The organism is Pseudonocardia oroxyli, assembly GCF_900102195.1.
Taxonomy (GTDB): Bacteria; Actinomycetota; Actinomycetes; order Mycobacteriales; family Pseudonocardiaceae; genus Pseudonocardia; species Pseudonocardia oroxyli.
On record NZ_FNBE01000015.1, the window covers coordinates 23,322 to 36,508 of the forward strand.

At 70.5% G+C, this 13,187-nt stretch carries 16 protein-coding genes; 13 read left to right on the forward strand and 3 right to left on the reverse strand.

Annotated features, from left to right (window positions below):
- Positions 1–258 precede the first annotated feature (258 nt).
- Entirely contained in the window at positions 259–438 is a 180-nt protein-coding gene (locus BLS43_RS21325; protein WP_093087985.1) for a hypothetical protein, read from the reverse strand.
- Between the two features lie 46 nt (positions 439–484).
- Positions 485–1,381 (reverse strand): bifunctional DNA primase/polymerase, encoded by an 897-nt coding sequence (locus BLS43_RS21330; RefSeq protein ID WP_093087988.1) that lies wholly within the window; start codon positions 1,379–1,381, stop codon positions 485–487.
- Between the two features lie 436 nt (positions 1,382–1,817).
- On the opposite strand from BLS43_RS21330, the gene BLS43_RS29535 reads away from it, so the two are divergent.
- The 13 genes from BLS43_RS29535 to BLS43_RS21390 all read left to right on the forward strand — a co-directional run bounded on the left by BLS43_RS29535 (position 1,818) and on the right by BLS43_RS21390 (position 12,535).
- Positions 1,818–2,189, forward strand: coding sequence for a hypothetical protein (locus BLS43_RS29535; protein ID WP_143030148.1), 372 nt, complete (start codon positions 1,818–1,820; stop codon positions 2,187–2,189).
- Positions 2,183–3,040: a hypothetical protein gene (locus BLS43_RS29540; RefSeq protein ID WP_143030149.1), complete on the forward strand. Its 858-nt coding sequence runs from the start codon at positions 2,183–2,185 to the stop codon at positions 3,038–3,040. The genes BLS43_RS29535 and BLS43_RS29540 overlap by 7 nt, the downstream gene beginning before the upstream one ends.
- 113 nt (positions 3,041–3,153) lie before the next feature.
- Positions 3,154–3,642, forward strand: a complete 489-nt coding sequence (locus tag BLS43_RS21345) for an SAF domain-containing protein (RefSeq protein ID WP_176921459.1) — start codon at positions 3,154–3,156, stop codon at positions 3,640–3,642.
- A gap of 88 nt (positions 3,643–3,730) precedes the next feature.
- Positions 3,731–4,387: a CpaE/TadZ family protein gene (locus tag BLS43_RS30150; protein ID WP_176921460.1), complete on the forward strand. Its 657-nt coding sequence runs from the start codon at positions 3,731–3,733 to the stop codon at positions 4,385–4,387.
- Complete coding sequence (locus BLS43_RS21350; RefSeq protein WP_176921461.1) at positions 4,384–5,730, forward strand: TadA family conjugal transfer-associated ATPase; 1,347 nt, start codon at positions 4,384–4,386, stop codon at positions 5,728–5,730. The genes BLS43_RS30150 and BLS43_RS21350 overlap by 4 nt, the downstream gene beginning before the upstream one ends.
- Positions 5,727–6,602 (forward strand): type II secretion system F family protein, encoded by an 876-nt coding sequence (locus BLS43_RS21355; RefSeq protein WP_143030150.1) that lies wholly within the window; start codon positions 5,727–5,729, stop codon positions 6,600–6,602. The genes BLS43_RS21350 and BLS43_RS21355 overlap by 4 nt, the downstream gene beginning before the upstream one ends.
- 56 nt (positions 6,603–6,658) lie before the next feature.
- Positions 6,659–7,471: a type II secretion system F family protein gene (locus BLS43_RS21360; protein ID WP_176921462.1), complete on the forward strand. Its 813-nt coding sequence runs from the start codon at positions 6,659–6,661 to the stop codon at positions 7,469–7,471.
- Positions 7,472–7,485: 14 nt separating this feature from the next.
- Positions 7,486–7,689, forward strand: coding sequence for a hypothetical protein (locus BLS43_RS21365; protein ID WP_093088009.1), 204 nt, complete (start codon positions 7,486–7,488; stop codon positions 7,687–7,689).
- Positions 7,690–7,751: 62 nt separating this feature from the next.
- On the forward strand, positions 7,752–8,072 hold the full coding sequence (locus tag BLS43_RS21370; RefSeq protein WP_093088012.1) for a hypothetical protein: 321 nt from the start codon (positions 7,752–7,754) through the stop codon (positions 8,070–8,072).
- Entirely contained in the window at positions 8,069–8,491 is a 423-nt protein-coding gene (locus BLS43_RS21375; RefSeq protein WP_093088014.1) for a hypothetical protein, read from the forward strand. Before BLS43_RS21370 ends, BLS43_RS21375 begins: the two co-directional genes overlap by 4 nt.
- Positions 8,488–8,901: a TadG family pilus assembly protein gene (locus BLS43_RS21380; RefSeq protein ID WP_143030151.1), complete on the forward strand. Its 414-nt coding sequence runs from the start codon at positions 8,488–8,490 to the stop codon at positions 8,899–8,901. Before BLS43_RS21375 ends, BLS43_RS21380 begins: the two co-directional genes overlap by 4 nt.
- Positions 8,898–11,936, forward strand: coding sequence for a LysM peptidoglycan-binding domain-containing protein (locus BLS43_RS21385; RefSeq protein WP_093088020.1), 3,039 nt, complete (start codon positions 8,898–8,900; stop codon positions 11,934–11,936). Before BLS43_RS21380 ends, BLS43_RS21385 begins: the two co-directional genes overlap by 4 nt.
- An 89-nt stretch (positions 11,937–12,025) precedes the next feature.
- A complete protein-coding gene (locus BLS43_RS21390) occupies positions 12,026–12,535 on the forward strand; it encodes a prepilin peptidase (RefSeq protein WP_176921463.1) in 510 nt (169 codons plus the stop codon).
- A gap of 4 nt (positions 12,536–12,539) precedes the next feature.
- On the opposite strand, the gene BLS43_RS21395 is transcribed toward BLS43_RS21390, so the two are convergent.
- Positions 12,540–13,172, reverse strand: coding sequence for a hypothetical protein (locus BLS43_RS21395; protein ID WP_093088026.1), 633 nt, complete (start codon positions 13,170–13,172; stop codon positions 12,540–12,542).
- Positions 13,173–13,187 lie beyond the last annotated feature (15 nt).

Below are 13,187 nucleotides of genomic sequence, written 5' to 3' on the forward strand. Positions count from 1 at the left end.
TCGAACGGCGCTCGAGCGTTGGACCGGTAGTGCAGGGCGCTGCGACGGATGAGCGGGTCGTGCAGCAGGATCGTGGCCCGGCCGCCTTTGGACGTGGCCGATGAGCCCTTCGGATTCGAGCTGGCTACGAGCCGAGACCCGCCTGCGCAGGCCCTCTGACTCCAGAATGTCTACACACCGGACGGATGAACTCGGCAGCGTCTGACGGTCGCTTGTTGAGGGGAGCCCAGCTCACGTCCGCACCAACCCGCAACTCACTCAGGAGCCCGCGATGACAAGGTGCAGGTTCGGCGCAGCCTCGGAGTCGAGGTCTTCGACCACCTCACCGGCCAGCATGATGACCTTGTTCTCGAAATGCGTGGCGATGCGTTCATCGGAGAGGAAACGCTGCAGCCTGACTCGGACCGTCTCCACCTGCGGTGTCTCGTCGTCGCTCACAACCGGCTCAACCGGCGAGCCTGGTCCGGGGATGCCGTCGACAGCATCACATCCGTCCTTCGTGACCGACCTGAGCGCCGGGCACGTGGCCATGCCCGGCAGCTCCCAAGACGTTCCGCTGCGGGGTCGCGTAGTGCCTGAGCCCGGCGTCGATCGCGCGTCGAATCTCTCGGGAGGTGAGGACGCCTGGTGGCTGGTGTCGATCCGCTGCCTGAGTGAGAGCCGCACGAACCTGGGCCTCGCCGAGGCCGCCCGCATTCACGAGGCGGCCGAGCCGGACGGCGGCGACGAAGAGCGTGTGGTTGCGGTTTCCCGCCAGCGCCTCCTCCACTCGCCGGAGCTCGCGGGCGATGGTGGCCTCGAGGCTGCGATTCACCGACGTCGGCTGCGGCTGCACTGCGACCGGCACGCCGACCAGGCTCGCGAGCCAAGGGGGCAACGTCATCACCTCAGCGCCGGCGACCACGCGATACCTCTTGCCGTCGATGACCGACCCGGCTCCTACGACGTAGGAACCGCCGAGGGATGCCGTGACCCTGGGCGAAATCCGCACCGTTGACCTCGGGACCGTCTCCCGCCCCGCCGCGAAGTACAGCTGCTCGCCTCCCGACGGTGTCAGGACGGTGTGCGTCTCGGCCGGAACGTGACTCCCGGCCTGGGCAGCAAGCTGCGCCAAGTGCTGGCGTCCGTGGTCGCCGGGCGGGCCGCGGTGCAGATTCAGCACCACCAAGCCGGCGGGCCCGCAGGCGACCCCGACGTTCCACGGCGCGATCTCCCAGGTGCGTCGGATGATCGCGGGATCAGTCGTGGCACGTGCCTCCCAGTCACGGATGGCCGGCTCGTGTCGGCGCGGACGAAGCGGGAAGACCGGCCACCCACGTCCTGCCAGCTCCAGCGCAGCGGCTTCGAGCACTCCGGCCCGGCGGGCAGGACTGTCTTCCACGGTTCCTCCTGGTCAGGCGAGCGCCGACCGACTCTGTCCCTCCCTCGTTCGGTCCTCGCGTGGGCTTGTTCGCTGTCCGCTTCACAGTCGTTCGCACCCGCTCGCTCTGCTCCATCCGAGTGATCTGATCTCATTCGGCCTCGTAACGGGTGCGTGCCTGCGACGGTCGTCGGCAGGCGAGCGCCGAGAACGACACCTCGCCGACGGGAGCCATGACATGCGAACGAGCGCGAACGACTCGCGAACGGCCGCCGAGAGGCTGAGAGCCGTGCTCGTGTCCTCCCGTGCCCGCGCGATCCCGCCCGCTACCGCCGCAGCGCTCTGTGTGGCGATGGCCGCGGGATGTTCGGAGCCGTCCGCTCCGGCCCCCTCGCCGTCCCCGACCGCGGCACCGTCTACCGCGGACGCCCTCGCCGTCTACTCCGAGTTCTGGAGATTGAGCGGGCTCGCGGCTCAGACGCCGGGAAGCCAGGACTGGTCGGTACCTCTCGCGACGGTCGCACGTGGCCAGGCGCTCAACGATCTCGTTCTCGAGATCCGCAACTACCAGTCGCTGCCGGCCCATCTGGAAGGGCAGGTTCAGATCCGGCCCGTGGTGGACCCGTCGGTGCCCCCCACCGCGGACAGCGTCGCCGTGCTCGACTGCGTCGACATCAGCGGCTCCAAGCTCGTGGCTGACGACGACGGCCGGCTGCTCGATGACCAGGCGAACCAGGCCACCCGCTACCGCTACCGCGCGGTCGTCGCACGGGAGGGATCGCGATGGCTCGTCGAACGGACGTCACCCGCCTTGGACGAACCATGCTGACGGTTGCACTGGCCGGTGCGGCCGCGCTGGCTCCGCACGGGCCCGCCTCGGCAGGGCCGTCACCGAGGCAGCAGCCCGGACAGTGCGCGGTCGTCGTGAGTTCAGGCCGGTGTCTGGTTCAAGCCGCGGATCCTGGACGTCCCGGGGGCCCGGCAGCGGCGGCGAGGCCCGGCCGGCCGCCACGACAGCCGGCGTCGGCTGCGCAGAACCAGGCGGCGCTCGCACTTCCGGCAACCCGTGATCAGGCAGACGATCTGGCAGACGAGATCCAACGCGCCCTCGGGGTCGTCGACCCGCCCGAGGAGATCCCGCCCGTGGCCCCCGGGCCCGCCCAGGCGGCCGCCCAAGCCGCGACAGATCCCGCCGTGCCTGCCCAGGTCGCCATCAACGAACTCGACCTCGACGCACCGGTCATCCGGTTCTCGGGCGGGGACCCGGCATTCGTCGGGGTCCCCATCTGGTTGTGGCTCGACGGCGTCGACGAGCTTCCGCCCCAAGCGACCGCCGCGGTGGGTGCGGCCCGCGTCACCGCCACCGCCGAGTTGACCGCGGTCGAGTGGACACTCGGACCGCCCGGAGCGGAGGTCGTGTGTCGCGGTGCGGGTACTCCCTGGACGGGACAGGATGGCCCGTCGCCCGACTGCGGCTACAGCTACACCGCGAGGTCCCTCCCCGAACGGACCGGCGACTCCGGCAGGTTCCCGGTGACAGCGACGGCCGTGTGGCAGGTCGACTGGCAGGGAGTCTCGGCAGGCGCCCCGGTCGCCGGCGGGGAGGAACTCCGCCTGACCACCGAGACGTCGATCGCCGTCGATGAGGTCCAGACGCTCGTCGTGGGCGAGGGCGAATGACGACCGCGACCCCGACCCGGCGGACGTCCCGTACCCCTCACGGTGTCCACCGCCGACGCAGCCAGATCATCGCTCTCGGTCTCGCGGCGTTCGGAATACTCGCATCGTCATACGTGACCAACGCGCTCGCGGACCGCGACCAGGTCATCGCCGTCGCCAGGACGGTGACGGTCGGCTCGATTATCCGCGTCGAAGACGTCACACCGGCTCAGTTGCCGGGCGATTCCGGCCTTGCAGGGCTCATGTGGAGCGAGATCGACCGCGTCGTCGGGCAGACTGCTACGACGACTCTCCTCCCAGGCCAGATCGTCGTCGCACAGGCCGTGGGTGCGCCATCTCTGCCGGGCCCGGGGCAGGCTGTGGTCGGCGTCGCCGTGGCCGCCGGTCTCGCCCCGGCGGCAGCCCTAGGGCGCGGCGATCGGGTCGCCGTCATCGACGCCGTGACGGGAGGGCAGGGCATCCTCGGCGAGGTCGTCTCCGAGTCGACGACCTCCGCCGAGACTCGCACGATCGACGTCGTCGTCGATGCGACCGATGCCGCAGGCGTCGCCGTGCTGTCCCGAGCCGGACAGGCAGCAGTGGTCCTGCTCGAGGACCGGTGACCCGATGATGATCAGCGTCGTCACGGTGAAGGGCAGCCCCGGCGCCACCACCCTGTGCCTCGCACTCGCGGCGAGCTGGCCGGACCCGGTGATCCTCTTCGACCTCGACCCCCAGTGCGGAAGCGTTCTGTCCGGGCTCACCGACGGCGCGGTGCAAACCGAGCACATGCTCGTCGACGTCCTCCTCGAGTCACGACACGGCTCGTTGGAGGAGGCTCTGCAACGCCATGTCTCCCGACCGGTCCCCCACGGCCCGCTACTGCTCGGCGGGTTCGGTGCCCCGGAGCAGGCGGTCGGTGTCGACTTCGCCCCGCTCGCCACCACACTGACCGAGATCGTCGACGCGGATCTGATCGTCGACATCGGCCGGTTCGCCATGGCGCACCCAGTCAACGTCCTTCTCCACGAGAGCGATCTCGTCCTCGTCGTCACGGACTCGTCCTTCAACAGCGTCCGCACACTTGTACGGACGCTGCCGGCGTTGACACGGGAGGCGGATGACGTCCCGATCGGGCTCGTGGTCGTTGATCCCGGCAAGCCCTACCCCGGCCGCGACATCGGCGACGCCTGCGGCAGAAAAGTCCTAGCCGAGATCCCCCTCGACGCCAGGACGGCAGCCGTATGGTCGGACGGCGCCCCACCGCCGCCCCGTCATCGACGGCGTCCGCTGACGCGGGCGGCCGCGCACCTGGCAGCCCGCGTCCGTGCCGAGCTGGCGTCTCCGCCCGAGGGGGTGACGGCATGAACGAGGCGGTGATCGCCGGAATCCACGCCGTCGTGCTCGATCGTTTGAGCCGCCTCCACAGCGAAGACGGGCTCACAGCGGCGGACGAGCGCCAGCGGGTCCGCTCGTGGATCGGCCAGGAGTTGGTGTCGGAGGCCACCCGCCGAAGCGACGCCGGTGTCCCCCAGCTCACAGCAGCCGAGGAGGCCATCGTCCTCCGCCGGGTCGAGAATGCGATCTGGGGCCTGGGCATGCTCCAGGAGATCCTCGACAACCCGGACATCGAAGACGTCTACATCACCGGCTGCGACCCGCCGCTCGTCCGCTTCCGAGACGGTGTCATCCGTCGCGCCAAGGACGGCCTCGCCGAGTCCGACGCCGCGCTGATCGAGCAGATCCAGTTCATCGCCGGTCATCACGCGACGTCCGAGCGGGCCTTCTCCCCCTCGCAGCCCTTCCTCAACATGCGCCTACCGGACGGTTCCCGCCTGGCCGCGATCCGGGACGTAGCTCGCCGTCCCACGGTGACGATCCGGCGCCACCGCGTCGCCCACCTGACTCTCAGCGACCTCGCCGGGATGGGCACCCTGTCCGCGCAGATCGGCGAGTTCATCTGTGCGGTGGTCCGAGCGAGGGGCAACATCGCCTTCACCGGCGCTCCGGGGGTCGGCAAGACGACGCTGATGCGCTGCGCCGCCAGGGAGATCCCGGCGACCGAGCGCATCGCGACGCTGGAGACCGAGTTCGAGCTCGGACTGGCCGATCTCGCCAACGCCTCGCCACTCCTGATCGCGTTGGAGGCGCGCCCCGGCTCCACGGAGGCCGACCCGAAGACTGGCCATCGAGCCGGAGAGATCACCCTGTCCGACCTCGTCCACCAGGTGCTCCGGATGTCGGTCACCCGCGTCGTCGTCGGAGAGGTGCGCGGCGCCGAGGCCCTCCCCATGCTGGAGGCGATGACCGCCGGAATGCCCGGCTCGATGTGCACCCTCCACGCGGGCTCGGCAGGTGAGGCGTTCGAGCGGCTGGTCACCGCCGCTATGAAGGGCGCAGGCCACGGTTGGTCGGATGCCTTCGTCACCCGGCTCGCCGCCCAGGGCATCGACTACGTGGTCCACATGCGGCAGGTGGACCACCCGGCGCTGGGAGGACAGCGCCGAATCGTCAGCGAGGTCGCCGAGGTGGCCGGCGTGACGGAGACCGGTGTCGTCGCACTCAACCGGATCTTCGCGCCCGACCCGTCCGGCACGGACCCGCGGGCCGTCTTCCGGATGCTGCCCCAGAACCGAGCACCCTTCGAGGAGGCGGGCATCGACCTCGCGGCTCTGCTTCTGCCGGCGAACGGCCAGGTGCGAGTCCGATGACCGGCACTACCGTCCTCGGGGCTGCAGGAGGGGCAGCGCTCGGCCTCGCCGTCGCTCTCGCGCTCTCCCCCGGCGCCCTCCCCCGGCGGATCATCGGGGTCGACGCGGCACGCAAGCTGCTCCGAACAGCGCGGAGGTCGCAGCTCCCCGCTCGTCATGAACGGGTCCGTGTGATCGCCTGGATCGTGGGTGGCGTCGCCGCAGCGGGCATCACCGGCTGGCCCGTCGCCGGCGTGGCGATCTCCGCGACGGGGATCTGGCTTCCCTGGCTCCTCGGCTCGGCCGACGTCGCGGAGCACCGCATCTCCGTTCTCGCCGCACTCGGCACCTGGTGCCGTCGGATGTCGGACCTCCTCGTCGGGGGTGGGGCCCCCGGGCTGACCGCCGCAGTGATGGCAGCTGCCGAGGCCGCACCCTCCGAGATCGAGCGGCCGGTACGCCGTCTCGCCGCCGACCTGCAGCTGCCCCAGGCCGATCGGGTCGCAGCGTTCGGCGCCTTCGCCGACGGGGTCGGGGACCGGAGCGGAGACGCCGTGGCGGCCGCTCTGGCCCTCGCGCTGGCCCATCAGACGCCCGGCGTCGCCCTGGTACTGCGCCAGCTCGCCACGTCGCTGGAGCGGGAGGTCCGAGCTCGGCGGGAGGTCGAGGCGGACCGCGCCGAAGCCCGACAGTCGATCGCCATGCTCCTGCTCATCCAGGCAGGGGTGTTCGTCCTGGTCGCCCTGGCACCTGGGTTCGCGGAGACATACCGCTCGTTCGGAGGTCAGCTGATCATGGCCGCGCTGCTCGCGGGTTCGGTCGCCGTGCTCATCTGGATGCGGCGCATCGCACTCGGTACCCCTGCACCCCGCTTCTTCGGCGCTGAACGATGATCCTGTCGCTGGCGGGCGCCACGGCGGGTGGCGCGCTGGGCCTCGCCGTCGCCCTGATGCTCACCAGCATCCAGCGGTGGCGCCCCAACCTGGACGACGCACTGTGGCTCAGCCACGAGCGGAACCGCACCGTCGCTGCGACTCCATTGGGGACGAGCCTGCTCCGCGGTCTGTTGGGCCGACTTCCGCTGGCGGTCGACGCGGAGGATCTTCGTGTCCTCGGTATCGACCGGTCCGAGCTCGCTCTCCGCCGACTGATCGAGGCGGTTCTCGGGCTGCTCTGCGGACCGTTGTTTCTCGTACTGACGGTCGTGCTGGAGGTCGAGCTTCCCTCCATCCTCGCGGTCGGGTTCTCCGCCGTGGGAGCGTGGGCGGGGTGGAGCGGCGCGGCTCGCCGGGTGCGGCGACGTGCCGATGCCCGCCGCGACGAGCTCCGCCACGCATTGGTCACCTACCTCCAGCAGGTGAGCTTGCTGCGTCGAGCAGGGGCGGGCGTCGTGACCGCCTTCCGCGGCCCGGCCGAGCTTCTGACCTCCACATGGGCCTTCGCCACGATCGGCCACCACCTGGAGCTGGCCGAGCGGGCCGGGAAGATGCCGTGGGACGGACTCCGCAGGCTCAGCGAAGACGTCGATCTGCCGGAGCTCGACGACATCAGCGCGATCGCCCGCTCGGCCGGGAGTGACGGCGGCACGGTCATCGAAACCCTGCTCGCGCGAGCCGACAGCCTCGAGGACGAATTGCGGTCCGAGGCCCACGCTGCGGCCAACCGCGCCAGCGTCCGCATGAACATCCCCGGGGCCGTCCAGGTCCTCCTGATCACCGCGTGGGTCCTTGTGCCTGCCACCTCATTCCTGATGTCCCTCTAGCCCTGGAGGCTCCCGTGCGCACCGTCCTGTCCTCGATCCAGCTGGTGGTCACCGAAGCCCATCTCGCCCTCCTGCGCCGAACAGGCCCGATGGACGAACGGGGCGGCGGCAGGAACAGCGACGAGGGCTTCCACATCGGGGCGGGGGCGGTGCTCGGCGGACTCATCCTCACGGCCGTCGGCGGCTATGTCGCCAAGAAGCTGGGTGCGCTGGAGTGACGCTCACATCGGAACGAGGTGGGGCCGTCAGTGTCCAACTCGCGCTCCTGTGGAGCGCACTCGTGGCGATCCTCCTCGCCGGAGTACAGGTCTCACTCGTCGCCATCTCGTCGCAGCTCGCCATGTCCGCCGCGGAGGACGGACTGCGCGCCGGGCGTTACGCGGACGTACGCACTCCACCGGCAGCGGCACGTGCAGAGGCCCTCCGATTCCTCGAGACGTACGCCGGGAGCTTGATCAGCGAGCCTGCGGTCGAGGCAGCCGAGGGTGGTGACGGGCTCCTGACCGTTCGCGTCTCCGGGAACGTGGCCGGCCTCCTTCCCGGCCTCGGGCTGACTGTCGATCGTGCTGCCGCAGCGGCGATCGAGAGGCCGGCCCGATGAAGCCGCTGATCGAGGGTGAACGGGGCGGGGGGCCGTCCGTCGAAGGGGCGGTCCTCGTCGGTGCACTCGGACTGGTCGTTGCGTTCGGCATCGCCGGTGTGCGAGTGACGATGGCTGAGGCGGCCACATCGCAGGCCGCGGCGTCCGCGGCCCGGATCGCGTCCATCCAACGAGACCCGGCTGCGGCGGCGACGATCGCCGAGGACGCTGCGCGTGGGGCGCTCAGCCAGCGCGGGATCGCCTGTGCCGCAGTGGCTGTCAGGGTGGTTGTCGACGACGACGACGGTCTGGCCGTCGTCCGGGCGGAGGTGAGCTGCGACGCGCGCTGGTCCGACCTCGCGATTCCAGGAGCACCCGGGTCGTACCGCACCGCCGCCAGTGCCGTCAGCCCCATCGACCCGCTTCGGGAGCACGAATGAACGAGCGCGGCGGAGGTGCGATGTCCGTCCCGGGGACGCTCCTCGTCCTCGCATTGCTGCTCGCTGCCGGTCTCGGGATCGACGGGGTACGAAAGGCCCAACAGCTCGCGGATGCCGACGCGATCGCTGAAGAGTCGGCTCGTGCCGGAGCCCAGCAGATCGACATCAACGAGCTCCGCCGCGGACACCTGACTCTCGACACCTCGCGCGCTGTGCGAGCAGCGACCCGGTTCGCCGAGTTGGCCGAGGCGACCGCAACCGCCGAGGTGACACCCAACGGTCGGGTTCGAGTACGGGTGATTCTCGTTCGCCCGTCGTTCATCCTGGGCGTGCTGGGTGTCGAGGCCTTGACCAGCACGGGCTCAGCCGAGTCGGCGCCGTTGATGATCCCCTCCGGAGGCCCTCGATGATGACGACCGCGTACCGCTCGGCCCGCGCCGCACTCGCGGCGGCCACCCTCCTGGCCCTTGTCGTAGGCATCCCGATGGCGCTCGTTCGCTTCGGGGCCGCTCACCTCCCGGAACGCCTACCCGGCCTCGACGCGCTGACCGTCGCTCTGCTGCACCCCGAAGACGGACGCATGCTGGTCGGCCTGCTCATCCTCGCCGTGTGGGCCTTCTGGATCTACCTCGTGGTCACTGTTGCGATGGACGTCGTCGACGTCCTCCGCAACGGCATCGACGTGCTCCATCAACGGCGAGTGGGGCCGCGCGCTCTCACCGGCACCCTCATCCTGTGGGCGTTGACGACCCTGACGTCCCAGCCCGGAACCGCCACACAGCCAGTCACCTCACCGGTTCTGATCGCTGTGCAGGCACCCTCGACACCCGATCCGGCTGTCGCCACCTACGTCGTCGAACCCCGGGACACGTTGTGGGACATCGCCTTCCGCGAGCTTGGTGATCCACTTCGGTGGAGGGAGATCCTCGATCTGAACCGAGATCGCGTCCAGGCGGACGACGCCCGCCTGACCGACGCCGGTCACCTCCGGCCGGGCTGGGTTCTCGCGTTGCCACCCGCTCAGCCGTCGGGCGAGATCGCCGTCCGCCCGGGCGATTCACTCGCATCCATCGCCCAAGACCAGCTCGGAGACCCCCATCGATATCCGGAGATCTTCGATGCGTCTCGGGACATCGTACAGCCGGACGGTGCTCGGCTCACCGATCCTCGGGTGATCCGCCCGGGCTGGCTGCTTCGGCTGCCAGACAGCGCCGACGCACCGTCTACACCGGAACGAGAAGCCAGCCCGACGCCCAGCGCCGCGCCAGAGCCGCCCGTGGCGACGCCGCCGATAGAAGCTTCCCGTCCGAGCGCAGAGCACTCGGCAGCACCCCCGTCGACGGAGCAGCCCGCCCCACCGACGAGGATCCCTGCCCCTCCGCAGCCGGCGGCGGAGCCCGCCCAGGACGAGTCGACGCCCCTTCCCCTGCTCGTCGGGCTGGGAGGGGCTGCCGCGACGGGGTTCCTCGGCCTCCTTCTGCACCTCCGCCGTCGCCAGCGGCGGTTTCGCGAGTACCGCAGGCAGATCGCGCTTCCCACCGCCACCGACGCCGTCGTAGAAGCTCCTGTCCGTCGCGCTGCGATCGCCGGACCCGACACCGAACTCCTGCACTCGGCACTCCGCCTCGCCGCCGCCGAGGCCCCACCGCCGAACGTCAACGGAGCCGTGTCCACCCCGGACGGCGTCGTCCTGCTGGGCCTGCGCGGGCAACCCGCACCGTCAGCGTTCGAGACGACAGCGGAGGGCGACTGGCTGCTGCCCACCGCGACCACCGCGCCGACCACAGCGCGCAACGGATATCCGGCGCTCGCGTCCCTCGGACGGCTCGACGACGGCAGCACCGTCTTCACTGACCTTGAGGCGGACGGCGTCCTCCACCTCGTCGGCAGCCGTCACCAGGCTGGCGACCTCCTCCGACACATCACACTAGAGCTCGGAACGAGCGAGTGGGCCGACGATCTCGAGCTGATCGTCGTCGGGCTCGAACCGGACCTCACCCCGCTCGGACACCACAAGGTCGAGACCTTCCGCGATCTCGACGAGGCGCTACAGCGGTTCACCACGATCCTCGACGCGTCGGCCCCCGAACTTGACGGATCCGACATCCCTGCACCGGCGCGCCGTGCCGCCGGGGACCCCTCCGAAGCCCTGGTGGTCAGGGTCCTCGTCGTCCACGCCGTCGACATGTACGACGAACAGCTGCTGCACGACACCTGCGACCGGCTCCTCGGCCGGGGACGCACCAGCGCCGTCGTCCTCACCTCCAGCACGGCCACACCGCTCCCCGGACCACGCCTCTCCATCGATCAGGATGGCGTGCTCGCCGACATCGAATGGGCGGGCGAGAGGGTCAAAGCCGAACAGCTCTCTCGGGAGCTCGGGCAGGGCCTGCTCGACATCCTCGCCACCGCTGACGAACCCGACCAGCCGGTGCCGCCCGCTCGGGGAGACCAGCCGTGGGCCCAACAGATGACCCTCGACGGGTCGTGGGAACCGGAGCCCGCCGAAATCGTCCCTGATGACCCTCCCGAGCCGTTCCCGCAGCGAACAACGAAGCAGGAACGTCGCCTCACCCGGGTGGAGAACGACGACCCGGATCTAGACGACGATCTCGCCGAGTGGGGTGACACCGAGACACCCGCCCGGCCACTGGTCGCGGTGCTCGGCAAGCCGGCCGTGCGCGCTCCTGGCGGGCCTCCACCGGGCCGGGCCGCCTGGCAGATCGAGGTGGTCGTCTACCTCGCGTTCCACGAGCGTGGGGTCAGCCGCGAGAAGATGGCCACCGACCTGTGGGTCGACGGCAAGGCCGCGTCGCCGTCAGGGGTGCGCCGCACGATCGCCGAGCTGCGTCCGTGGATCGGCAAGCACCCGACCCGGCCCGACGTCGAGTTCGTCCCCTCCCTCAGCACGAGCGGTGACGGCCGCTACCGGCTGACCGGGCACCTTCTCGACTGGGACCTCTTCCGCCGACTTCGTAAGCGCGCCCAGGCGCGGGCGGCGGCGGGTCGTGTCGACGACGCCCGTGCCGACTACCGCAGTGCCCTCCGGCTGGTTCGCGGCCCCGTCCTCAGCCCGCGCCGGGACCGCGGCTATGCCTGGCTGAGCAACCCTGACCAGCATCACGACGCCCTGATCCCGGGCTTCGTGATCGACACCGCCCACGAGCTCGTCGACCTCGCGTTGGCGAACGACGACCTCGAGGAGGCGAGGTGGGCCGCCGAGATCGCGCGGATGGTCGACCCCGACTCGACCCACGACAACCCGTTCCTCGACCTCATGCGCATTGCACACGCCGAGGGAGACACCGGGGCGATGCGCCAGTACGCCGAGCTGCTACTGGCCGAACGCGATTTCGAGGTCGGCGAAGACCTCCCGCCCGCGAGCTTCGAGGTCTTCCACCGCCTGTTCCCGAACGGGCTCGGCCGGCCCGTCGACGACGAATGATCGTCGGGGGCGTCGTCGGCCTCGCTCTGGCGCCGCTGATGCTCGTGCTAGCCCGACGCAGCACGCGGACAGCTCGTCCGACGTCGGCCGTGGAGTCCGTCGCCGGAGCTCTGGTCGCTGGGGTAGGGATCGTCGCCGCCGAAGTAGGCGGCTCCGCAACCAGCCTCGCCCTGCTCGCCTCGGTCGCCGTCTTCGGTGGCGCCGCGATGATCGTCGACGTGACCGAGCTGCGGCTCCCCAACCGGCTGGTCGCCGCTCAGTCCGTCGCCGTGGTTCTCGCCGTCTCGGTGACAGGAGGCGCGGACCCGAACGCGCTGATCCGCGCCGCTGTCGCAGCGGCCGCGATGGGGATGGTGGCGACCGGGCTTCTCTTCGTCGTGCCGACCGCGTTCGGGTGGGGCGATGTGAAGATCCTGCCCAGCCTGGCTGCCGCCACCGCGTTCCTCGGGTGGCGATGCACCGCCCTCACAGTCGGGCTGTCCGGTCTGCTACTGCTGGTTTCCGCGGTGACCGCGGCCCTCAACCGTCCGGGCGGCGACGTGCCCTACGGGCCGGCGTTGGTGCTGGGAACGCTCGCGGGTGTCGCCCTCACGCTGTAGTCGGTCACCGAACGGGCGCGCCGGGCACACGGCTGGCGCCGTTGGTCTCGATGCGCTGAGTCGGCGGCGGCATTCGAACCCCGCCCGGGCGGTGGAACTGCTCGACGTCGCTGTCCGGGAAGAAGGCATCCCCCGCGACCTCGAACGCGCCATGGACGATCAACTGACGCCCAGGCTCGACGAACGCCTTCGCCGCCTGTTTCCGGGCGTAGGCGAAGGAATGCGCGCAGGTGTTGAAGGCGAACTGGTCCCGGACCTCGAACGCGACACGACCCAGCTGGACCCGCAGGAACGGCCGCGGCGGGTCGCCCTTGGTCTTCCCGGCCGTGACCGCGCAGGCCGGCAGCCCGATCGCGTTGGCTGCGATCGCCGGTTCCGGCATCCCCCTGAGCGCTCTGACCATCCGGAAGTCGCCGGAGCCGGGGAGCATGTCGGCGGCGTCCTGCGCTTGTTCCCACACCTTGTGGAAGTGCTCTGCCGTCCGCTCCTCGTGGATGTAGAGGAGTACCTTGCCGATCCGCACGCTCACCGCAGCGTCGTCCGTGCCAGGGTGGATGATCTGCACGTCGGTGCTCTGCGGGCCGACCAGCCTCGCGGTCGCCATGACCGCCTGCTCCTGGCTGCGGCCGCTGCTCATCGGGCCCTCGGGGTC